The following is a 21,218-nucleotide window of genomic DNA, read 5'->3' on the forward strand; positions in this document are numbered from 1 at the left end:
CGGTCGGGGAGGAATGTCATGGTCATCAGTGCGTCGACCATCGAAGAGGTCGCGGCGCGCGCCGGGGTGTCGCGCTCGACCGTCTCGCGCGTCGTCAACGGCTCGCCCGCGGTCTCGGAGGTCGCCCGGGAGTCGGTCCGTCGTGCGATCGACGATCTCAACTACGTGCCGAATCGGGCGGCGCGCGCGCTCGCGAGCCGGCACAGCCAGGCGATCGCGCTCGTCGTCCCGGAGGATACGGCGAGGTTCTTCGGCGACCCGTTCTTCGCGGCGGTCGTCTCGGGTATCCAGGCGCGATTGGCGAGCACCGACTACATCCTCAACGTGATCCTCGCCACGGGCGATCCGGGCGACAAGACCACCGGGTACCTCCGCAGCGGCAGCGTCGACGGCGCGATCATCGTCTCCCACCACGACAACGACACCTTCATCGACCGCATCGCCGGGGCGATCCCCGTCGTCTACGGCGGGCGACGCGTTCGCGTGCGCGAAGAGGACCACGTCGTCGACAGCGACAACGTCGGCGGTGGCCGCGCGGCCACCGAGCACCTCCTCGAGCGGGGCCGGCGGCGCATCGCGACCATCACGGGGCCGCCGTCGATGCGCTCCTCGCTCGACCGGCTCGACGGGTTCCGCGCCGTGCTCGACGACGCAGGGCTCTCACCCGTGGCCGTCGAGGACGGCGACTTCTCGGAGGACGGCGGAGCCGCCGCGATGCGCCGCATCCTCGCGAGCGGGCACGGGGTCGATGCGGTCTTCGCCGCGAGCGACCTCATGGCGCGCGGCGCACTGCGGGTGCTGCGCGACGCCGGGCTCGCGGTGCCCGACGACGTGGCCGTCGTGGGCTTTGACGATTCGATGATCGCAGCGACGACCTCCCCGGCCCTGACGACCATCCGTCAGCCCTCGCGCGGTCAGGGCGAACGCCTCGTCGAGATCCTCCTCGAGATCCTCCGAGGCGGTGCGCCCGAGCACGCCACCGTCCTTCCGATCGAGCTCGTGGTGCGCGCGTCGACCTGACCCGCGTCGGTCAGAACCAGGTCGTGAGCACCGGCTGGCGCGCAGAACGCAGCAGGCCGTCGGAGGCCGCCGCGTCGCCGGGGGCGCGCTCGGTGATGCGTCCGGCCGCGGCGAGGGTCGCCGCCGAGACGCCGCCGAACAGGAGCGGTGCGAGCAGGTCGACCGGAAGGTCGATGAGCGGGCCGGTGGATGCTTCGCCCTGCGACACCTGCGCCGTGCCCGCCGAATCCGTCTCGATCGAGAAGACGCCGTCGGCGAACCCGAGCGGGTCGTGCACGCGCAGGGTGAGGGAGCCCGCCCCGCCGTACGTGCGCGAGCCCAGCACGGCGGGCGCGTCGAGCACGCGCGCCCACAGATGCTCGCGCAGCTCGAGGGTGCGGATCATGCGCGGGTTCGCCACGAGCCAGGTCAGCGGTTCGTCGGTCGAACGCAGCGACGCCTTGAGCGTGCCGATGAGGTCGAGTTCGAACAGGTAGCGCCAGAGCGCGCGGTAGGCGTCGTCGGTGGTCGTCGCAAGGTAGTCGACCTCGAGGATCTGCGCCGACCAGTCGTGCGGGTCTTCGCTCACGTGGTAGACGCCGAGCCCTCGAGGCGTGCCCGACTCGTCGTCGTAGCGCACGAAGCGGCGCTTGCGGCGCTCGGTGGCGTCGGAGGGGGCGCCGAAGAGGCGGTCGAACCGGTGCCCGACGATGCCGACGTCGCCGGGCGTCGCCCGACGAGCCTCGTCGAAGAGCGTGCGAGCGGTCGTCATGGCGATGTCGCGGCTGACCAGCTGCACGCGCCCCGGGGCGTCGGCGCCGACCCAGCCCGCGCGGCGCACGTCGACCTCGAACCGGCTCGCCCAGGTGACGGGGCCGAAGCCGTACCGACCGTAGATCGTCGCCTCCGACACCGTGAGCACGGCCATCGGCAGCCCCGCTTCGACGGCGGTGCGCAGCTCACCCTCGAGCATGGCCCGCGCGATGCCCCGGCGTCGGTGGGTCGGTGCGACGGTGACCGCGCTGATCGCCCACGCGTCGACCTCCCCGCCGGGGAGGGTGACGGGGGCGGGCCAGCCGGCGACCGTCGCGATCGGGATCGCGGGATCGGCGAGGGTGTCGTCGAAGACGCCGACGGTGCGCTGCAGCACGAAGTCGTCGCGCAGCTCGGCGAGGAACTCGTCGGTCGGAGCGCCGTCGTGGAAGCCGCGCGCGTCGGCTTCGACCCAGGCGCGGACGGCGGCGTCGTCGGAGGCGTCGATCGCGGACATCCGCAGACCGCGACCGGCCAGCGCGGCGGTCGACGTCGGGTCGGCGGGAAGGGTGGTGATCTCGGCGGGCATTCCCCGAGCCTAGCCGCGGGGCCTGCGCCGCTCCAGGGCGGCCGGCGGAGCCCGCCGGCCGCCCCGCGGGTCAGACGAGCGGGCGCAGACCCGCGACGAGCGGCGTCGTCGGACGCCCGATGAGGCGCGTCAGCGTGCCGTCGGCATCGGCGAGGGCTCCGTCGCGGATGCCCGCCTCGAGCGCGGTCACGAAGCCGATCGTGCCGGCGTCGAGGCCCGCCGCCTCGAGGGCCGCGCTCTGCTCCTGCGTCGTCAGCGGCTGGTAGGCGACGGGGCGGCCGGTGATCTCGGCGGCGGCCGCGGCGAAGTCGTCGAACGTCCAGCTCGTGTCGCCGCTGAGTTCGTAGACCTCGCCGACGTGTCCGTCTTCGAGGAGCACGACCGCTGCCGCGTCGGCGAAGTCGGCCCGGGTGGCGGACGCGATGTGGCCGTCGCCCACGCTCGACGCCACGACGCCGGTCTCGGCGGCCCGTGCGAGGTCGGCGGCGTAGTTCTCGGTGTACCAGTTGTTGCGGAGGATCACGGCGGGGAGCCCCGACGCGGCGATCGCCCGTTCGGTGTCCTGGTGCTCGGGGGCGAGCGGCAGCACCGACGTGTCGGCGTGGGCGAGGCTCGTGTAGACGAACTTCGACACGTTTGCGGCGACGGCGGCGTCGATGACCGCCTGGTGCTGCGCCGTACGCTGGCCGATCTCCGACCCGGAGATGAGCAGCACCGTGTCGACGCCCTCGAGCGACGACGCGACGGTCGCGGGCGCCGAGTAGTCGAGCGCCCTGACGGTCACGTCGCGGGCGGCGAGGTCGGCGGCCTTGGCCGTGTCGCGCGCGCCGGCGACGATGCTGTGCGGTTCGGCTCCGCGGGCGAGGAGGCTGTCGATGACGAGGCGGCCGAGGTGCCCGGTCGCGCCGGTGACGAGGATGGTCATGGGGTGCCTTTCGTGTGTGGACACGAGCAAGAACCGACGGATGCGGAGAAACCATCCCTCACGGAGGTACCCACTTTTGCGTAAGGTACTGGCATGTCGGTGAGTTTTGCGGAAATCCGAGGCGCGACCGAAGGGGTCTTCTCCGAGGGGTGCAGCACCCGGACGGTGCTCGATCACATCATGAGCAAGTGGGGTGTCCTCGTGCTCTCCTCGCTGTCGGACGGGACGCTGCGCTGGGGGGCGCTGCGCCGAGCCATCGACGGCATCAGCGAGAAGATGCTCGCGAGCACCCTCAAGACCCTCTGTGATGACGGTCTCGTGCACCGGGAGTCGTTCCCGTCGGTGCCGCCGCACGTCGAGTACAGCCTCACGCCCCTGGGACGTGACCTCATGGAGCGCATGCTGCCGCTGGTGGAGTGGGTCGCGCAGAACGCCGAGACGATGATCGGTCCCGAGACCCGCCCCGCGGCTTAGAGCGGATCGCCGCCGAGGGGGCCGACCGCGGGGATCGGTCCGCCGTCGTCGGCGCCGGTCTTGCGCAGGCGCGCGATCGCGTTGCCGAGGTGGTAGATCACGAGCGCGGCCACCGAGCCGAGCACGATGGCGCCGAGCTGGAAGTCACCCCACTGCATCGTGAAGCCGGCGATCGCGAGCACGAGAGCGACGGCGCCGGTGTACTGGTTGACCGGGCGCGAGAAGTCCACGCGGTTGTCGACCCAGATCTTGATGCCGATGATGCCGATGAGCCCGTACAGGGCGGTCGTGACGCCGCCGAGAACCCCGGGCGGAATGGTGTTGAAGACCGCGCCGATCTTCGGCGAGAGGCTCAGCACGATCGCCGCGGCTCCCGCGACCCAGTACACCGCGGTCGAGTAGACGCGGGTCGCCGCCATGACGCCGATGTTCTCGCCGTAGGTCGTCGTGCCCGAGCCGCCGAAGAGGCCGGCGAGGGTGGTCGCCGCGCCGTCGGCGATCAGCGCGCGGCCGGTCGAACGGTTGACCGACGCATCCGTCATCGTCGCCACACCGCGCACGTGGCCGACGTTCTCGGCGACGAGAACGAGCACGACGGGGAGGAACATCGCGATGACCGACCAGGTCTGCGGCGAGGTGACATCCGCGAGCTGGAACGCGGGGAAGCCGATCCACGCCGCATCCGCCACCGGGGTGAAGTCGATCTCGTTCTGGATGAGGGCGGCGATGTACCCGACGATCACGCCGAGGAAGATCGAGATGCGCCCGAGGAAACCGCGGAACAGCACGCTGAAGAGGATCACCGCGGCGAGCGTGATGGTTCCGGTCAGCGGCGCCTCGCGGAACGACGTCCAGGCGACGGGGGCGAGGTTGAACCCGATGAGGGCGACGATCGCACCGGCGACCACCGGCGGCATGAGGCGATCGACCCAGCCGAGGCCCGCGAACTGCACGATCACACCGACGGCGGCCAGCAGCAGCCCGACCGCGACGATGCCCGCGAGGGCCGACCCCGTGCCGGCGGTAGCGGTCGCCGCGGTGATCGGAGCGATGAACGCGAACGACGACCCGAGGTAGCTGGGCAGCTTGTTGCGGGTGACCACGAGGAAGAGCAGCGTTCCGACGCCCGAGAAGAAGAGGGTCGTCGAGACGGGGAAGCCGGTGAGCACCGGCACGAGGAACGTCGCGCCGAACATGGCGATGACGTGCTGGATGCCGATCGCGACGGTCGCTCCCCAGTTCATGCGCTCATCGGGGGCGACGACGGCCCCGGGGGCGACGGTGCGGCCGTTTCCGTGCAGCTTCCATAGCGCCATGGTGTTCCTCCCGGAGATTCGCTCACGTCACCTTACCGACGCGGGCGGCCGCCGCCGTGCGAGAGCACGGACCGCCCCGCGAGCGCACGGCATGCGGCCGCGCCGATCCCGTGCGCCCGGGGGTACCCCGTGCGCTCGGCGTGCCCGATCGGTGCTCTACGGTATGCGGATGGAGATGCGTCGTCGGGGATCGTTCGTGCTCGCGGTGGGGATGCTCGCGTCGGCCGGTCTCTTGTCCGGATGCGCGCCGCTGATGACGTGGACCGCCCCGCCCGCCGCGCCGGCGGCCGGGGCGACCCCGGCCGAGAGTGTCGCGCCCGCGGACGGTGAGGGCGACGATTGGGTGGTCGTCTCCTTCGACGATCGGGAGGCCGAGTCCGATCTCGATCCGATGGACGAGCTGCTCGAGACCGAGCTCGCAGCCGACCGGGCGCTCGCCGACGCGGACGCGGGATGGATCGACGGGAACGACGTCGGCGACGGCACCTACGAGCTCTACTTCGTCGGGGACGACACGGAGGAGATGTGGATGCTGCTCGAACCGGTCTTCGCCGACGCCCCGGTCCCGTGGTCGGAGGTACGGCTCTACGACGGGTTCGACGACCCGACGCCTCGCGTGATCACGCCGCGGTGAGGCGCTCGAGCAGCTCGGCGTAGCGGTCGCGGGTGCGCTCGACGACGTCGGCGGGGAGCGCGGGCGGCTCGCCCTCGCGGTCGGACCAGTTCGCGGCGAGCCAGTCGCGCACGATCTGCTTGTCGAAGCTGGCCATGCGCTCCTCGGGCGTGGTTCCCGAGGCCCAGGCCGCCGCATCCCAGTATCGCGACGAGTCGCTCGTGAGCACCTCGTCGGCCAGCGTCAGGGTGCCGGCCGCGTCGCGACCGAACTCGAACTTCGTGTCGGCCAGGATGAGCCCGTGCTCCTCGGCGGTCGCCGCCGCGCGCCGGTAGATCTCCAGCGACGTGTCGCGCAGCTGCGCCGCGCTCTCGGCGCCGACGATCTCCACGGTGCGTTCGAACGAGATGTTCTCGTCGTGCTCGCCGAGGGGTGCCTTGAACGCGGGGGTGAAGATCGGCTCGGGCAGCCGGTCGCCGTTGGACAGGCCCGTGGGCAGGGCGATGCCGCACACGGTTCCCGACGCCCGGTACTCGGCCCACCCGGATCCCGTGAGGTAGCCGCGCACGACGCACTCGATGGGCTCCATCTCGAGCGAGCGCACCAGCATCGATCGGGCGACGACCTCTCGCGGGATGATCTCGCGAGGCTCCTCACCGACGAGCACGTGGTCGGCGATCAGGTGGTTCGGGATGCGAGGGCCCCCGTCGCCGCCGCCGAGACGGTCGAACCACCACAGGCTCAGCGCGGTGAGCAGCTCGCCCTTCTGGGGGATGCCGGGGGAGAGCACGTGATCGAAGGCGCTCACGCGGTCGCTCGCGACGACGAGCATGCGGTCGGTGGCCCCGTCGGAGCCGTCCGGCACGTAGAGATCGCGCACCTTCCCGGAGTAGACGTGACGCCAGCCGGGCAGTTCGGTCGTCGAGCTCATGCGCCCATTATCGCGGGGGCGGCGCGGTGCGCGATTCGGCGAGCCCGCCGGTGCGGTGGTGTCGCGCCGCCCGAAGGCGTATAGTCCACGTGGACTAGTCGAGATGGAGTGACCGAATGAGCGACGCCGCCCGCCTGACGCCCCTCGGGGTCGTCGTGCTCGCGCTCCTGCGCGAGGGCGAGATGCATCCGTACGAGATGATGCGGATGCTGCGTCAGCGCCGCGACGACCGGCTCGTGCGCATCCAGAACGGCACGTTTTACCACACCGTCTCGCGGCTCGAGCGGGCGGGGCTCGTCATCGAGGTGGGGGTCGATCGCGACGGCAACCGCCCCGAGCGCACCACCTACCGGCTCACCGATGCGGGTGAGACGGCCGTCGTCGAATGGGTGCGCCGAGAGCTTCCTCGCATGGATCGCCCGGCGGAGTTCCGCATCGCGCTCGCCGAGGCCCACAACCTAGACCGGAACGAGGTCGTCGCTCTCCTCGCGGAGCGTCGCATCGCCCTCGTCGCCGAACTCGACGGGCATCGGGCGGGGCTCTCCGACTCCGCCACCCGGGGCGTCCCCGATCAGTTCCTCGTCGAGGTGAGCCGCCAGGCCGCCGTCCTCGACGCCGAGCTCGCCTGGCAGGACGCCCTTCACGCGCGCCTCGTCGACGGCTCGCTCCCGTGGGGGGTCGATGAGATCCCCGACCACGTACGTCACGCCAACGCCGCTATCCGAAAGTCCCTGTCATGACTTCACCGCGCACCGCGCCCGTCGCCACAGCCGCCCCCGAGAGAAGCCCCTGGCCCGCGCTCTTCGCGCTCGTCATCGGATTCTTCATGATCCTCGTCGACACCACGATCGTCTCGGTCGCGAACCCCGCGATCAAGGCGGCCCTCGACCCCGCCACGACCAACCTCGACAACGTCGTGTGGGTCACCAGCGCGTACCTCCTCGCCTACGCGGTTCCGCTGCTGATCACCGGACGCCTCGGCGACCGCTTCGGCCCGAAGAACATCTACCTCATCGGTCTCGCCGTCTTCACCCTCGCCTCGCTCGCGTGCGGCCTGTCGGGCTCGCTCGAGGTGCTCGTGATCGCGCGCGCCGTGCAGGGGCTCGGCGCCGCGATGATGACTCCGCAGACGATGGCCGTCATCACCCGCACCTTCCCGGCGAACCGCCGAGGCGCCGCCATGGGCCTGTGGGGAGCCACCGCGGGCGTCGCGACGCTCGTCGGGCCTCTCGCCGGCGGGCTTCTCGTCGACGGATTCGGCTGGGAATGGATCTTCTTCGTCAACATCCCTGTCGGCGTGATCGCGTTCGTCGCGGCCTGGCGTCTCGTCCCGAAGCTCACGACGAGCCCGCACCGGTTCGACATCCTCGGCGTGATCCTCAGCGCGATCGCCCTGTTCCTGATCGTGTTCGGCCTGCAGGAGGGTGAGCACTACGACTGGGCGGGCTGGGTGTGGGCGATGATCGCCGCCGGCGTCGTCGTGCTCGCGGTCTTCATCTGGACGCAGGCCCGCACGAAGGCCGAGCCGCTCGTGCCTCTGGCGCTCTTCCGGGAGCGCAACTTCTCGGTGTCGAATCTCGCGATCACCACGGTCGGATTCACCGTGACGAGCATGACGCTGCCGCTGTTCTTCTTCATCCAGCTCGCCCGCGGGCTCACTCCGACCCAGTCGGCGCTCCTGCTGATCCCGATGGCGGTTCTGTCGGGCGTGCTCGCGCCCTTCGCCGGCCGGCTGCTCGACCGCACCGACCCGCGTTTCCTGCTGGTGCCCGGACTCGCACTCGTGGCCGGATCGCTCGTCTGGTATTCGACGCTGATGAACCTCGACACCCCGATCTGGATGTTCCTCCTGCCCTCCGCGATGATGGGCATCGGCAACGCGGGCATGTGGGGCCCCCTGGCGACCACCGCGACGCGGATGCTGCCGCGCGATCAGGCGGGCGCCGGCGCGGGCATCTACAACGCCACCCGCACGATCGGTTCGGTGCTCGGCTCGGCTGCGATCGCCGCGTTCATGCAGTCGCGGCTCGAGGCCAACCTCCCCGGCGCGTCGGATGCGACCAGCGGGTTCGCCGGCGGAACGCTGCCTGCCGCGGTGGCCGGGCCCTTCGCCGAGGCGATGTCGCAGACGATCCTGCTTCCGGCCGCCGTGATGGTGGTCGGCATCGTCGCCGTGCTCTTCCTCCGGCGCCCCACGGTGATCCCGGCCCGCGGGGCCGCGCGGGCCGATCGCGCGGTCGTCGAGAACTGACGCGATGCCGGATGCGGGGGGCACGGCGCCGGGGCGTCGGTCCTCAGCATCCGGGATCGGCTCGTCTCACTCCTGGTCGGTCAGGGCGAGGAAGTCGTCGACGGCGGCGAGGTCGCGGCGGAGCTTCTCGCCGCGTGATCTCGCCGCTTCGGCGAAGTGGGTGCGGCGCTCGGGGCTCAGGGCGGCGAGCGGATGCTGCGGCGAGGCGTCGCGCGAGGCGGCGAGCTCGGCGATCTCGTCGAGGCTGAAGCCGAGCGGCTTCATGAGCATGACGAAGCGGCCCTTCTCCTCGTCGGCCTCCGAGTACACGCGGAAGTTGCCGTCGCTGCGCCCCGAGGGCGTGAGCAATCCGATCTCGTCCCAGTGCCGCAATGAGCGCTGCGAGAGACCGAGGCGGTCGGCGAGCTCGCCGATGTGCATCGTGCGGTCGCCCATGTCGCTCCAACCAACCCTTACGTAAGGGTAGAGTTTCTCCCGGCGGTCTCTCCGCCTCCTCCATTCTCTTCGCCCGGCGTGCTCGCGCCGCCCCGGCGCGCGACCCCATCCCTTCAGATCCCCGGGAGTCTCCATGTCCATCGCCCTCGCCGGCCCCGCGCGGCCCCGCATCGAACCCACCGTCCTGCAGGCGCTGCGGAGCCCGCGCCTGCTCACCCGCGAGGTGCTGGCGGGGCTCGTGGTGGCGATCGCGTTGATCCCCGAGGCCATCGCGTTCTCGATCATCGCGGGCGTCGATCCGCGCGTCGGACTCTTCTCTTCGTTCGTGATGGCCGTCGCCATCGCGTTCCTCGGTGGTCGTCCCGCGATGATCACGGCGGCCACCGGCGCGGTTGCGCTGGTGATCGCCCCCGTCGTCCGAGACCACGGCATGGACTACTTCATCGCGACCGTGCTGCTGGGCGGGGCCATCCAGATCGTGCTCGCCGTGCTCGGGGTGGCCAAGCTCATGCGCTTCATTCCGCGCAGCGTCATGGTGGGCTTCGTCAACGCGCTCGCGATCCTCATCTTCATCTCGCAGGTGCCGCACCTCATCGGCGTCCCCTGGGCGGTCTATCCCCTGACGGCCGCGGGCCTTCTGGTGATGTTCCTCATGCCGCGTCTCACGCGTGTCGTGCCGGCGCCGCTGGTCGCCATCGTGCTGCTCACGGCGGCCGTCGTCGTCTTCTCGATCGCGGTGCCGACGGTCGGAGATCAGGGCGAGCTGCCGCGGAGCCTGCCCGAGCTCTTCCTGCCGCAGGTGCCCCTCACCCTCGACACGCTCGCGATCATCGCGCCGTACGCCCTGGCGATGGCGGTGGTCGGACTCCTCGAATCGCTGATGACGGCGAAGCTCGTCGACGAGATCACCGACACCCACTCGCCCAAGACCCGCGAGGCGTGGGCACAGGGCGCGGCCAACATCCTCTCGGGAGCCTTCGGGGGCATGGGCGGCTGCGCGATGATCGGCCAGACGATGATCAACGTGAAGGCCTCGGGCGCCCGCACGCGCATCTCGACGTTCCTGGCCGGCGTGTTCCTCCTGGTGCTGGTGCTCGTCTTCGGCGACGTGGTCGCGATCGTCCCGATGGCCGCGCTCGTGGCCGTCATGGTGGTCGTCTCGGTCGCGACCTTCGATTGGCACAGCGTGCGCCTGTCGACCCTGCGGCGCCTGCCCAAGAGCGAGACCGCCGTCATGGTGCTCACCGTCGCCGTGACCGTCTGGTCGCACAACCTCGCGATCGGGGTGATCGTGGGCGTGGTCGCCGCCATGGTGCTCTTCGCCCGTCGCGTGGCGCACTTCGCCACCGTGACCCGCAGCGACGCCGGCGACGACGCGGTGCGCTACACCGTCGACGGCGAGCTGTTCTTCGCGTCGAGCAACGACCTCACGACCCAGTTCGACTACGCGTCCGACCCCGATCGCGTGGTCGTCGACCTCTCACGCTCGCACGTCTGGGACGCCTCGACGGTGGCGGCCCTCGACGCGATCGAGACGAAGTACGCCGCGCACGGCAAGAGCGTCGTCTTCGAGGGGATGAACGAGGCGACGACAGCGTTCCACCGTCGGCTCAGCGGGGGCCTCGGCGCGGGCCACTGAGGCCGGGCGTTGCCGCGCGATCAGTACGCGGCGACCCGCGCGGCGATGTCGGTGCGGTACTGACCGCCCTCGAGCTCGATCGCTTCGATCGCGCGGTACACGCTGGCACGCGCCTCGGCGAACGTCGTACCCAGCGCCACGACGCTCAGCACGCGGCCGCCGGTGGCGACCAGGCCGTCGTCGACGCGGGCGGTCGCGGCATGCGCGAGGTGCACGCCGTCGACGTCGGCCGCCGCATCCAGCCCGCGCAGGGTGCGCCCGGTGAGGGGCGCCTCCGGGTAGCCGGCGCTGGCGAGCACGACGGTCACCGCGGTGGCGTCGGCGAAGGCGGGCCGCGGGTGGCTCTCGAGGGTGCCGGAGGCCGTCGCCAGCAGCAGCTGCGACAGCGGGTCGACGAGGCGCGGCAGCACGACCTGGGTCTCGGGGTCGCCGAAGCGCGCGTTGAACTCGATCACGCGGACCCCGGCCTCGGTGAGGATGAGGCCGGCGTAGAGCAGCCCGATGAACGGCGTGCCCTCGGCGTCGAGCTGGCGGACGACGGGCTCGGCCACCTCGCGGGTGACCAGGTCGACGAACTCCTCCTCGCCGCCGAAGCGCTCCGACAGCCACGGCAGCGGCGAGTACGCGCCCATGCCGCCGGTGTTCGGGCCGGCGTCTGCGTCGCGTAGGCGCTTGTAGTCCTGCGCGGGGCTGAGGGGTCGAACGGTGTCGCCGTCGGAGAGGAAGAACAGCGACACCTCCGGGCCCTCGAGGAACTCCTCGATCAGCACGGGGCCGCGGGGGAGGAACGCCTCCGCGTGGCCGATGGCCTCGGCGCGGTCGCTCGTGACGATGACGCCCTTGCCCGAGGCGAGGCCGTCGGCCTTGACCACGTAGGGCGCGCCGAACTCGTCGAGAGCTGCGGCGACGGCGGCGGAGTCCTGGGCGCGCAGGGCACGGCCGGTGGGCACCCCCGCCGCATCCATCACCCGCTTCGCGAACGCCTTGGAGCCCTCGAGCTGCGCCGCCGCCTTGCCGGGGCCGAACACGGGGATGCCACGCGTGCGCAGTGCATCGGCGACGCCGGCGATGAGAGGCGCCTCGGGGCCGACGACGACCAGGTCGATCGACTCGTCGTCGGCGAAGGCCGTGACGGCGTCGGGGTCGTTCGGATCGAGGTCGACGAGGTGCGCGTCGGAGGCGATGCCGGCGTTGCCGGGCGCGGCGAAGATCGCGTGTGCCTCATCCTCCGAACGCAGGGCGAGGATGATGGCGTGCTCGCGCGCACCGGAGCCGAGGACGAGGATTCTCACCCGCCCACCCTATCGACCGCGTTTTCGCGCGCGCTTGTTCAGAACGCAGGACGAATCGACGCGTAGGCGGTGCAGGGGCCGCGGCAGCGCCGTCTCTCCTGCATTCTGCGCGTAGCGTGGGGGCCATGGCGCGACGCATCGAGACCGGCGACGGACGCGCGGCACTGGGGGCGGTCTCGGCCGCCGATGCCGCCGGCCACCCGCCGGCGCGCACCGACCTCGCAACCGCCGTGCGCTACCTGCTGCAGCTGCTGGTCGAGAAGGCTCCGGGCAACTCCGTCGAGGTGCGGGTTCCTCCGTTCGGTGCGGTCCAGGTGATCGAGGGGCCGCGGCACACCCGCGGCACGCCGCCGAACGTCGTCGAGACCGACGCCGCGACGTGGATCGCCCTGGCCACGGGCGGCGAGGAATGGGTGGATGCTGCGGCCGCGGGCCGCATCGTCGCGTCGGGCGTGCGAGCCGACCTCTCAGCCCTGCTTCCCCTGCGCCCCTGACGGCGCGCCCTCGGTCGTCGCCCCGGCCGCGCGCCGACGGTGGACGAGCATCACGGCGGCTACGACGAGCCCGGCGACGACCACGAGGAGCGCGACGAGGCTCCACGGCACGGCGGGCGCGGAGAAATCCGTCACGACGGATGCGAGCTGCCCCGCCCCGAGCCCGACGCCCTCGGGGTCGATGACGACCGCCCCCGATACCCACCCGAGGGCCGAGACGGGGAGGGTGCGGCGCACCTCGATCGTCGAGCCCGGGATGACCTCGTCGAGCTGCTCCGCGGGCGTGCGGCTCGCGAACAGTCCCACGGGGCCCGCGGCCTCGATCGCGCCGACGCCCGTCAGGCGGGTGTTGCCGGTGTTGCGGAGGGCGTAGTCGACCGTCAGCGTTCCGGCCTCGAAGGGGTTCCACGACGGGGTGTACGCGGCGCGCACGTTCTCGACCTGGGCGGCGGGCAGCAGGGCGCCGGCCACGCGGACGTTGATGCGGGTGCCCAGGCGGCGTTCCACCGACAGGATGGCCGAGGCGTCGGCGCCCGCGAGCGACGTCACGAGGCCCGCGGCGTGGTCGCCCGGCTGCGCGCCGTCGGGCACGGTGAGGGTGAAGGGGATCTCGGCCTGGGCGCCCGGTTCGAGCACGATCTCGGAGGTCGTCACGCTCACCCAGAGGCCGGCGTCATCGGAGTCGGACGCCTCGGCGACGAGGTCGATGTCGCCCCCGGCCGTGGTGAAGGCGTCGGCGGCGTAGACGTCGAGGGGCAGGGCGACGGTACCCGTGTTGACGACGACCATGGCGTCACTGACGGTGGCGCCCGGTTCGAGGTCGTAGCTGAAGCTGCCCCGCCCCGTCCCGTTTTCGCTGTCGACGGTCTTCACCGTCCACGCGACGCCGCCGCTGTCCGCCGCGATCGCGGGGGTGGCGAGTCCGAGGACGAGGAGGGCGGATGCGATCGCGGCGGCGAGCATCGTCGTGGAGCGCTGAGCGGGCACGGCGGGTCTTTCGGGTCAGGGGTCTGCGGGGGCGGACGCGGGGCCCCGGCGGTGGCCGGGACCCCGCGCACGCTCACTCCGACAGGGCGGTGATGGTGATGGTGCTGGTGTACTGACCCGCCGGGGTCGTGCCGGGAAGCACGAGCGACAGGTCGGCGCCGACCGTGGCGGTGACGGCCGCGGTCGACGATGCGAGGGCGCGCGAGGCCGCGAGCCCGGTGCCGCCGAGCTGGCCCGAGGTGACCGGTGCGCCCGCCGAGACGAGGCTGCCGCCGGCGACGATCTTCGGGGTCCAGCCGAGGAAGCCGGCCGTGAAGGTCTGCGCACCCGAGGTGAAGTCCGACGCCTGCCCGGCGATCGACCAGGTGTACGGCGACGTTCCGCCGGCGCGGGTGTCGGTCACGACGATGTCGGTGAGCGATCCGGAGGCGACGAAGTTCGTGCCCTCCTGCGCGGCGACGCCGAGGTTCGCGGGGCTCGAGCCCGCGAACGCCCAGCCGAACGAGCCGGTCGCCTCGTCGACCCACTCGGGGATCTCGACCACCACGTCGTCGGCACCCGTGAAGGTGAGCGGCGTGAACGTCTCGAACGGGGCGTACACGGTGCCGCTGCCGCCGTAGGTGTAGATGCCGTAGTTGCCGGCGAGCAGGTCGTTCGCCTCCGAGGCCGAGACGGTGATCTGGGCGGAGAAGGATCCGTCGGCCTGCAGCGTGATCGCACCGGCGTTCGCGCCGCCGATCGTCGCCGCGCTCGCCTCGGGGACGGCCCACTTCTGCGTCAGCACCTTGCGCGCCGAGCTCGCCGCCCCCGCGGAGGGCTTCCACGCGTCGAGGAACTTGCCGAACACGACGTAGGCGCCGCTGAACTGCCCGGCCAGCGGCGGGCGGGTGCCGTCGGTGGCGGTGCCGCTCGGCACGAAGCCGGACCCGGTGACCGTCAGGGTCTCACCGGCGCGAGAGATGCCTTCCGTCTTCGAGACCGACACCGACGGTGCGGCCGGAGCGGCCGCGACGGAGTAGCTCACGCTGATCGGGCTGGCCGGCTTGGCGGCGTCTCGCGATCCGCCCGAGGAGTACCAGTAGCTCGACTGACCTGTGAGGTTCTGGAAGTCGACGTACGACTGCGGGAACGACCCCCAGTTCGCGCCGGTGCGCGCCTGAGCGGTGCCCGTCGTGGTGACCTCGACGCCCAGGTAGGCGGGCGTCGCCGTGAAGCCGGTGTCTGAGACCTGGCCGGCCGCGATGTCGGCGAGCACGATCTGCTGGTCGGCGATCGGCACCCACTGCGTCTGGTCCTCCATCGACGTGCCGTAGCCGCTGGCCGTTGCCGTCAGCTGACCGTTGCCGTCCGCGTCGAGCGAGAGCGTCGGGTCGGACGCGGTCCAGTACGTCAGGCCCCCGTAGAAGGCGACCGTGAAATCGCCGTCCCACGCGACCTGTACCGAGCCGTCGGAGGCGACCTGGCCCTGGCCGTCGGAGATGGTGACCTGGATCTTCGTCAGCGACGTCGTCGACGCCGCACTCACGGCGGTGCCGGAGGGGTTCTTGCACTTGTCGGCCCAGGCCACGGGCACCTGCGTGCCCGTGGCGTCGGGCTTGGTGACGGTGACGTTGCCCGCGGTGGTCTGGAAGAAGCCGTCGGCCTCGGTCCAGACGCGGGAGCTGCCGGTGTTGCCCGCCTTGCCGGCGCTGAGGAAGTTGCAGCCGCCGAAGAACGCGCCGCCTCCCGCTTCGCCGCTCAGCCCCCAGCTGAGGGTGGCGTTGGTCACCGCACCCGCGGTCGCCGCCTGCGCGGGCGCAGCGAAAGCCACCGCGCCGCCGAGGGCCAGCGCCGCGGCCGCGACGACGGCGGCCTCGCGGTTGAACCGCCGACGCATGGTCGAAGAATCCACGTTCGTTCCTTTCGTGATGCCATCCCGTGCCGCGCGGCGATGTCGGGTGCCGGGCGTCATCCTGAGAAAAGGATGTGGGATAGTAGGTGAGGCTTACCTAACCACGACCGAGCTCACTCGGGCAACATGGAAGTAAGCCTTACCTAACTTCGACCACCTTCCGACCCGCCCGGGGGCCGTCATGACCATCACCGAGAGACGTCGCTCGTTCTCCCTGTCCGCCGTGCTGCTCGTCGCGGCGCTGGCACTCGCCGGGTGCACCGGTGCCGCAGCCGGCCCCGGCGACGCGGCCCCCGCGACCCTGCCGCTCGCGGAGGCCTCGCCGATCGCCGACCCGTTGTCGTGGCAGGGACCGTCGACCGCGGTCGCCGCCCACAGCGCGTTGGATCCCGTGACCGACGGCGCGGCCGCACTGCCCGCGACCGTCGTCGATGCGCAGGGGACGACGGTCACCGTCACCGACACGTCGCGCATCCTCGCGCTCGACATCTACGGGTCTCTCTCGCGCATCGTCTTCGAGCTCGGACTGGGCGAGTCGGTCGTGGGGCGCGACGTGTCGAGTGCGTTCCCCGAGGCATCCGATCTGCCCCTCGTCACCGCGAACGGTCATGAGCTGAGCGCCGAGGCCATCCTCGACGCCGCCCCGACCGTCATCCTCACCGACACCAGCCTCGGTCCGTGGGACACGATCCTGCAGATGCGCGACGCGGGCATCGCGGTCGTCGTCGTCGACTCGCACCGTTCGATCGACACCGTCGGCGCACTGACCCAGCAGGTCGCCGACGCCCTCGGCGTGGCCGAGCGGGGGAAGACGCTCGCCGCACGCACCACGGCGGCCGTCGACGCGAAGGTCGCCGAGATCGCCGCCGTCGCCCCGGCAGACCCCTCGCAGCGGCTGCGCATGATGTTCCTCTACGTGCGGGGGCAGTCGGGCGTCTACTACCTCTTCGGCGAGGAGTCCGGCGCCGACACCCTCATCACGGCCCTGGGCGGCGTCGACATCGCCGGCGAGATCGGCTGGCAGGGGATGCGCCCGGTCACCGACGAGGCGCTCATCGACGCCAACCCCGATCTCATCCTGATGATGACCGACGGGCTCGCCTCGGTCGGAGGCGTCGACGGGCTCGCCGAGCACCTCCCGGCCGTCGCCCAGACCGACGCCGGCCGCAACCGCCGCATCGTCGACATGGCCGACGCGACGATCCTGAGCTTCGGTCCGAACACCGCGCAGACCCTCGACGCGCTCGCCGTGGCGATCTACGCGCCGGAGTCGGCGGGGTGAGCGCCGCGACCCAGGCGGTCGCCGTCGCCGCCCCCGTCGCCGTCCCGAGTCGTCGGGATCGCCGTGCGGTCACGATCACGACCTTCGTCGCGATGGGCGTGGCGCTCGTCGTGCTGACGGTCGTCTCGGCCGGCACCGGGCAGCTCTCGATCCCTGCCGCTGAGGTGCTCGGGTCGTTCGCCCGAGCGTGGAACGGATTCGTCTCCTCGGTCGGCGCGGGCTGGATGTCGCTGCCGAGCGGTGCGGTCATGACGCACGTGAACGGCGAGGCGACCCTCTGGCTCGTCCGCCTTCCGCGCCTGCTCATGGCGGTGCTCGTCGGTGCCTCGCTCGCGACCGCCGGTGCCGTCATGCAGGGCGTGTTCCGCAATCCGCTCGCCGAGCCCGGGGTGATCGGCATCTCGTCGGGCGCGGCCGTCGGCGCATCTGCGGTGATCGTCTTCGGGCTGTCGTTCGCCGGGCCTCTGACCCTGCCGCTGTTCGCCTTCCTCGGCGGACTCGCCGCGACCATCGTCGTCTACACCTCGGCGCGCGCCGACGGGCGCACCGAGGTGGTCACGCTCGTCCTCACCGGCATCGCGGTCAACGCGATCGGGGGCGCGGCGATCGCCCTGTTCACCTACCTCGGGTCGACCCAGGAGCGCGAGCAGATCGTGTTCTGGCAGCTCGGGTCGCTCAACGGCACGCGGTGGCAGGACGTCACGATCGTCGCACCGCTGGTGGCCGTGGGCGTCGTCGTCTGCCTGCTGCTGTCGGCAGACCTCGACCTGCTCGCACTCGGCGAGCGGCAGGCAGAGCACCTCGGTGTGCGGGTGGAGCGGTTGCGCGTCGTCGCGATCGTCGTCATCGCGCTCCTCACCGGGGCCGCGGTGGCTTTCTGCGGCATCATCGGCTTCGTCGGACTGGTGGTGCCTCACCTGATGAGGATGCTGCTCGGCCCGGGCCATCGGCTTCTCCTTCCCGCCAGCGCACTGGGCGGAGCGGTGCTGCTCGTCGCCGCCGACCTCGTCGCGCGCACCGTCGTGCCGAACTCGGAGCTTCCTATCGGCATGATCACCGCCCTCATCGGCGGCCCCTTCTTCTTCTGGCTGCTCCGGCGCACGCGGCGCCGCTCCGGGGGGTGGGGGTGATGGCCGCCGTGCTGCGTGCCCGCAACGTCGGCGTGTCGATCGGCGGCCGACGGCTGCTGGACGGCGTCGACCTCGACCTGCACCCCGGCGAGATGCTCGTGCTCGTCGGACCCAACGGGGCCGGGAAGTCCACGCTCCTGTCGGTGCTCGCCGGCGACCGCGTGCCCGACGACGGCGAGGTCGAACTCGACGGTCGGCGCCTCGAGCGCCACCGCGTCGAAGATCGTGCCCGTCGGCGGTCTGTGCTCACCCAGAGCAACGAGGTGTCGTTCCCCTTCCTCTCGGCCGAGGTGGTCGCCATGGGGAGGGCGCCGTGGCGTCGGCGGCCCGAGGCCGACCGCGACGATGATGCCGTCCGCCTCGCGCTCGCCGCGAGCGAGGTCGAGTCGTTCGCGGCGCGTCCGGTGACCTCGCTCTCGGGCGGCGAGCGGGCGCGCGTCGCCTTCGCACGCTCGTTCGCACAGGAATGCGCGATCGCGCTGCTCGACGAGCCCACCGCGAGCCTCGACATCCGGCACCAGCACCGCGTGCTCTCCCACACCCGCGCCCGTGTCGCAGCCGGTGGCGCGGCGGTCGTGGTGCTGCACGACCTCGCGCTCGCGGCGGCCTACGCCGATCGCATCGCGCTGCTCGAGGCCGGGCGGCTCATCGCCGTGGGCGCCCCCCGGGAGGTGCTCGATCCCGACCTGCTCACGCGGGTGTACCGGCATCCCATCCACGTCGTCGACGGGCCCGGGGGTTCGCTCCTGGTGATCGCCGACCCGTCCGCCACCCCCTCCGACTCTTCCGAGGAGCGCATCGCATGACCGCCAGCACCCACCGCCGAGTCCGACCGCTCGCCGCCCTCGCGATCGCCTCGGCGATCGCGACCTCGGCGATCGCGGCTGCGACGCCTGCCTGGGCGGCCGCGGGCGTGACGGTCACCGGTCCCGACGGCAGCGGCCTTCTGTCTGCCGAGTACGCGACGGAGGTGACGGTGAGCGGCACCGGCTTCCAGTCGATTCCGAAGGGCTTCGGCGGCGTCTACGTGCTGTTCGGCTGGGTCGATGACGCCGCCGGCGGGTCGTGGCGCCCGTCGCAGGGAGGCGAGGTCGGCAGCGACTACCGCTACGTCCCCGATGCGGAGTCGGCCGACAACGCCGGCTACCAGCGATTCCTCGCGTTCCCGGGCAGCCAGACCGAGTCCTCGGCCAACGGAGTGCTCGCCGCCGACGGGTCGTGGACCCTGTCGATGGTCGTGCCCGGCGCCATCTTCGAGAGCCAGGACCGCGACGGCCGGGTGTCGGAGGTCGACTGCCGCGAGGTCACCTGCGGAATCATCACGATCGGCGCGCACGGCGTGAAGAACGCCAACAACGAGACGTTCACGCCGGTGCGTTTCGGTGCGGCACCGGCGCCCGCCGCGGGCGGGGCGGATGCTGCGGCGGCAACTCCCGCGGCGGCTCCCGCAGGCTCCGTGCGGGTCGGACTCGCGTCGGGCTTCGTCGAGGCGGGCACCTCCATCGTCTTCACGGGTCAGGGGTTCACGCCCGGGGAGCAGGTGGTGGCCTCGCTCGACTCCGGACTCACCGCGGTCGGGCCGCTCACCGCCGGTTCGCTCGGCGAGGTCGCGGGGGCGCTCCCCGTGCCGTCCGACGCGCGCGACGGCACCCACCTCGTGAGCCTGCGCGGCGCGGCATCCGGGGTCGTGGCCGAGGCCGAGGTCACCGTCACCGGCAGCAGCGCGACCGCGGGCCTCGTCTCCGCGGAGACGCCCGAGACGCCGCAGTGGGTGGTTGTCGTGCTGCTGTCGAGCATCGTGCTCGCCGTCGTCCTCATCGTCACGAGCGTGATCGCGGGGTTGCGTCGTCGTCACCGGCGCAAGAAGGCGCGGAAGGCGGATGCCGCGGTCGCGGCCGCAGCTGCGACGGCCGCAGCATCCGAACCCGTGGCCCCGTCCACGACGGCGATGGAGGTCGTGCGATGACCCGCCGTCTTCTGGCAGCCGTCGCCGCCCTCCTCGCCGCGGGCGCCCTCTCGCTCGGGGGCGTCGCCCCCGCGGTCGCGGCGCCGGATGAGATCACCGTCACCGTTCCCGAGTTCGTCGAGGTGCCGGTGAGCCCGGGCGGCGGCACGACGATCACGAACGCGCAGCTGCGCTGGGGCCTCAACACCGAGGCGGGGGCCGGTGCCTTCGCCGGCGGGTGCAACTTCCTCAGCGCGGGGCGCGCCGGCGACGCCGGCAGCGCTCGCGTCTGGGGCGCGGGCGACGGGCTGTATGCGGCCCGTGCCGGTTCGGTGCGCATCGAGAAGCCCACCGCCGCCGGCGAGTGGGTGCCGGCGTCGTTCGACACCCGGTGCCTCGACCCGGAGGGTCGTGCGGTGACCACGTCGAGCGTGACCCGCGCCTCGGGGAACGCCGTGGTGATCGACGGCGGAACCGGCTCCGTCCGCGCCGACGGCGGCATGGATCTGCGCTGGCGCGGCTCGTTCACGGTCGTCTTCTACGGGGGCATGACCTACTGGTCGGTCACCGACCCGGTGCTCACGATCGACGCCTCCGGCGCGGGTCGCCTTGTGGGCACGGCCAGCGGGTGGGGCACGTCGATGGACGACACGACGAAGTGGGAGAAGCTCCCCGACCAGTCGATCGTGCTCGCCGAGGTGCGCGGCGTCGACTCCTCGGCAGGCGCCGGGTTCTCGGTGGTTCCGGAGTACCTGGGCGTCACCGTCACGGAGGGCCAGGCGCCCCGCACCGCGCAGAACCAGGCGTACTGGGGATCGTTCCCGCAGAGCTTCGTCGACTACCAGAGCCGCACGGGCCAGCGCGCATACTGGCTGACCTCCGGCGGGGTGCGCGACCCCGCCAAGCCCGCGACCGCGCTCACCGTCAGCTACGACGCATCCGCCCCGGTCACCGCCCCCGCGGCGGGCGTCGGCGCCGGCGCGCAGGCTGCCGGCGCCACGCCTTCCAACCCGGTGCGCAGGGCCCCGGCGATCGCGTCGCCCCTCGAGGTGCCGTCCGTCCCGTCATTGCCGATCGTCGCCACGGCCGCGCTGACGACCGTGCCGTCGCCCCGCGGGCTCGTGCCCGACGCCGCGACCGCGATGTCGCCGGTCGTGGTGCCGCTGCTCGGCACGGCCGCGGCACTGGGGCTGTCGATCATCGCCGTGCTCGGTCTCATGCAGCTGCTGCCCTGGCAGCGCAGGACGATCTCCTAGGCGTCGAGACACCGGC

General features: G+C 72.0%; 20 protein-coding genes. 12 read left to right on the forward strand and 8 right to left on the reverse strand.

Going from position 1 to position 21,218, the window contains the following annotated elements; all coding sequences use genetic code 11:
* Positions 1 to 18: 18 nt before the first annotated feature.
* Positions 19 to 1,020: a LacI family DNA-binding transcriptional regulator gene (locus DEA06_RS06245; RefSeq protein ID WP_116647097.1), complete on the forward strand. Its 1,002-nt coding sequence runs from the start codon at positions 19 to 21 to the stop codon at positions 1,018 to 1,020.
* 10 nt (positions 1,021 to 1,030) lie between these two features.
* Here the strand turns inward: DEA06_RS06245 and DEA06_RS06250 are convergent, their stop codons facing one another.
* On the reverse strand, positions 1,031 to 2,341 hold the full coding sequence (locus tag DEA06_RS06250) for a GNAT family N-acetyltransferase (RefSeq protein ID WP_116647098.1): 1,311 nt from the start codon (positions 2,339 to 2,341) through the stop codon (positions 1,031 to 1,033).
* Between the two features lie 70 nt (positions 2,342 to 2,411).
* Entirely contained in the window at positions 2,412 to 3,266 is an 855-nt protein-coding gene (locus tag DEA06_RS06255) for an SDR family oxidoreductase (protein ID WP_116647099.1), read from the reverse strand.
* 93 nt (positions 3,267 to 3,359) lie between these two features.
* Here DEA06_RS06255 and DEA06_RS06260 point away from each other — a divergent pair, with 93 nt between their 5' ends.
* Positions 3,360 to 3,740 carry a helix-turn-helix domain-containing protein gene (locus DEA06_RS06260; RefSeq protein WP_116647100.1) on the forward strand — a complete coding sequence of 127 codons (381 nt, stop codon included), beginning with the start codon at positions 3,360 to 3,362 and terminating at the stop codon, positions 3,738 to 3,740.
* Here the strand turns inward: DEA06_RS06260 and DEA06_RS06265 are convergent.
* Positions 3,737 to 5,056 carry a solute carrier family 23 protein gene (locus tag DEA06_RS06265; RefSeq protein WP_116647101.1) on the reverse strand — a complete coding sequence of 440 codons (1,320 nt, stop codon included), beginning with the start codon at positions 5,054 to 5,056 and terminating at the stop codon, positions 3,737 to 3,739. The genes DEA06_RS06260 and DEA06_RS06265 overlap by 4 nt on opposite strands.
* 169 nt (positions 5,057 to 5,225) lie before the next feature.
* On the opposite strand from DEA06_RS06265, the gene DEA06_RS06270 reads away from it, so the two are divergent.
* Positions 5,226 to 5,690 carry a hypothetical protein gene (locus DEA06_RS06270; protein WP_116647102.1) on the forward strand — a complete coding sequence of 155 codons (465 nt, stop codon included), beginning with the start codon at positions 5,226 to 5,228 and terminating at the stop codon, positions 5,688 to 5,690.
* Here DEA06_RS06270 and DEA06_RS06275 read toward each other — a convergent pair.
* Positions 5,677 to 6,600, reverse strand: coding sequence for a phosphoribosylaminoimidazolesuccinocarboxamide synthase (locus tag DEA06_RS06275; RefSeq protein WP_116647103.1), 924 nt, complete (start codon positions 6,598 to 6,600; stop codon positions 5,677 to 5,679). The genes DEA06_RS06270 and DEA06_RS06275 overlap by 14 nt on opposite strands.
* 116 nt (positions 6,601 to 6,716) lie before the next feature.
* On the opposite strand from DEA06_RS06275, the gene DEA06_RS06280 reads away from it, so the two are divergent.
* Positions 6,717 to 7,340: a PadR family transcriptional regulator gene (locus DEA06_RS06280; protein WP_116647104.1), complete on the forward strand. Its 624-nt coding sequence runs from the start codon at positions 6,717 to 6,719 to the stop codon at positions 7,338 to 7,340.
* Positions 7,337 to 8,851 carry a DHA2 family efflux MFS transporter permease subunit gene (locus DEA06_RS06285; protein ID WP_116647105.1) on the forward strand — a complete coding sequence of 505 codons (1,515 nt, stop codon included), beginning with the start codon at positions 7,337 to 7,339 and terminating at the stop codon, positions 8,849 to 8,851. The genes DEA06_RS06280 and DEA06_RS06285 overlap by 4 nt, the downstream gene beginning before the upstream one ends.
* A gap of 66 nt (positions 8,852 to 8,917) precedes the next feature.
* On the opposite strand, the gene DEA06_RS06290 is transcribed toward DEA06_RS06285, so the two are convergent.
* Positions 8,918 to 9,286: a MerR family DNA-binding transcriptional regulator gene (locus DEA06_RS06290; protein WP_116647106.1), complete on the reverse strand. Its 369-nt coding sequence runs from the start codon at positions 9,284 to 9,286 to the stop codon at positions 8,918 to 8,920.
* 133 nt (positions 9,287 to 9,419) lie between these two features.
* On the opposite strand from DEA06_RS06290, the gene DEA06_RS06295 reads away from it, so the two are divergent.
* Positions 9,420 to 10,925: a SulP family inorganic anion transporter gene (locus tag DEA06_RS06295; RefSeq protein ID WP_116647107.1), complete on the forward strand. Its 1,506-nt coding sequence runs from the start codon at positions 9,420 to 9,422 to the stop codon at positions 10,923 to 10,925.
* Between the two features lie 20 nt (positions 10,926 to 10,945).
* Here DEA06_RS06295 and purD read toward each other — a convergent pair whose 3' ends face one another.
* The gene (purD, locus tag DEA06_RS06300; protein ID WP_116647108.1) at positions 10,946 to 12,217 is read right to left on the reverse strand and encodes a phosphoribosylamine--glycine ligase; all 1,272 of its coding nucleotides are present in this window, start codon (positions 12,215 to 12,217) and stop codon (positions 10,946 to 10,948) included.
* Between the two features lie 125 nt (positions 12,218 to 12,342).
* Here purD and DEA06_RS06305 point away from each other — a divergent pair, with 125 nt between their 5' ends.
* Entirely contained in the window at positions 12,343 to 12,711 is a 369-nt protein-coding gene (locus DEA06_RS06305) for a sterol carrier family protein (RefSeq protein WP_116647109.1), read from the forward strand.
* Here the strand turns inward: DEA06_RS06305 and DEA06_RS06310 are convergent.
* Both DEA06_RS06310 and DEA06_RS06315 read right to left on the reverse strand, forming a co-directional pair.
* Positions 12,685 to 13,698, reverse strand: a complete 1,014-nt coding sequence (locus DEA06_RS06310) for a DUF916 domain-containing protein (RefSeq protein WP_133241708.1) — start codon at positions 13,696 to 13,698, stop codon at positions 12,685 to 12,687. The two genes, DEA06_RS06305 and DEA06_RS06310, sit on opposite strands and share 27 nt — an antisense overlap.
* 73 nt (positions 13,699 to 13,771) lie before the next feature.
* A complete protein-coding gene (locus DEA06_RS06315; RefSeq protein ID WP_116647111.1) occupies positions 13,772 to 15,589 on the reverse strand; it encodes a hypothetical protein in 1,818 nt (605 codons plus the stop codon).
* 181 nt (positions 15,590 to 15,770) lie between these two features.
* Between DEA06_RS06315 and DEA06_RS06320 the strand changes: the two genes are divergently transcribed.
* From DEA06_RS06320 to DEA06_RS16530, 5 genes are all read left to right on the forward strand, one after another.
* The gene (locus DEA06_RS06320) at positions 15,771 to 16,871 is read left to right on the forward strand and encodes an ABC transporter substrate-binding protein (RefSeq protein ID WP_116647112.1); all 1,101 of its coding nucleotides are present in this window, start codon (positions 15,771 to 15,773) and stop codon (positions 16,869 to 16,871) included.
* 92 nt (positions 16,872 to 16,963) lie between these two features.
* On the forward strand, positions 16,964 to 18,001 hold the full coding sequence (locus tag DEA06_RS06325; RefSeq protein ID WP_116647286.1) for an iron ABC transporter permease: 1,038 nt from the start codon (positions 16,964 to 16,966) through the stop codon (positions 17,999 to 18,001).
* A complete protein-coding gene (locus DEA06_RS06330) occupies positions 18,001 to 18,807 on the forward strand; it encodes a heme ABC transporter ATP-binding protein (protein WP_116647113.1) in 807 nt (268 codons plus the stop codon). Before DEA06_RS06325 ends, DEA06_RS06330 begins: the two co-directional genes overlap by 1 nt.
* A complete protein-coding gene (locus DEA06_RS16525; RefSeq protein ID WP_165817943.1) occupies positions 18,804 to 19,967 on the forward strand; it encodes a hypothetical protein in 1,164 nt (387 codons plus the stop codon). Before DEA06_RS06330 ends, DEA06_RS16525 begins: the two co-directional genes overlap by 4 nt.
* Positions 19,964 to 21,202, forward strand: a complete 1,239-nt coding sequence (locus tag DEA06_RS16530; RefSeq protein WP_165817944.1) for a hypothetical protein — start codon at positions 19,964 to 19,966, stop codon at positions 21,200 to 21,202. Before DEA06_RS16525 ends, DEA06_RS16530 begins: the two co-directional genes overlap by 4 nt.
* The last annotated feature ends 16 nt before the right edge of the window (positions 21,203 to 21,218 follow it).

Source organism: Microbacterium sp. Gd 4-13, assembly GCF_003095395.1.
GTDB lineage: Bacteria > Actinomycetota > Actinomycetes > Actinomycetales > Microbacteriaceae > Microbacterium.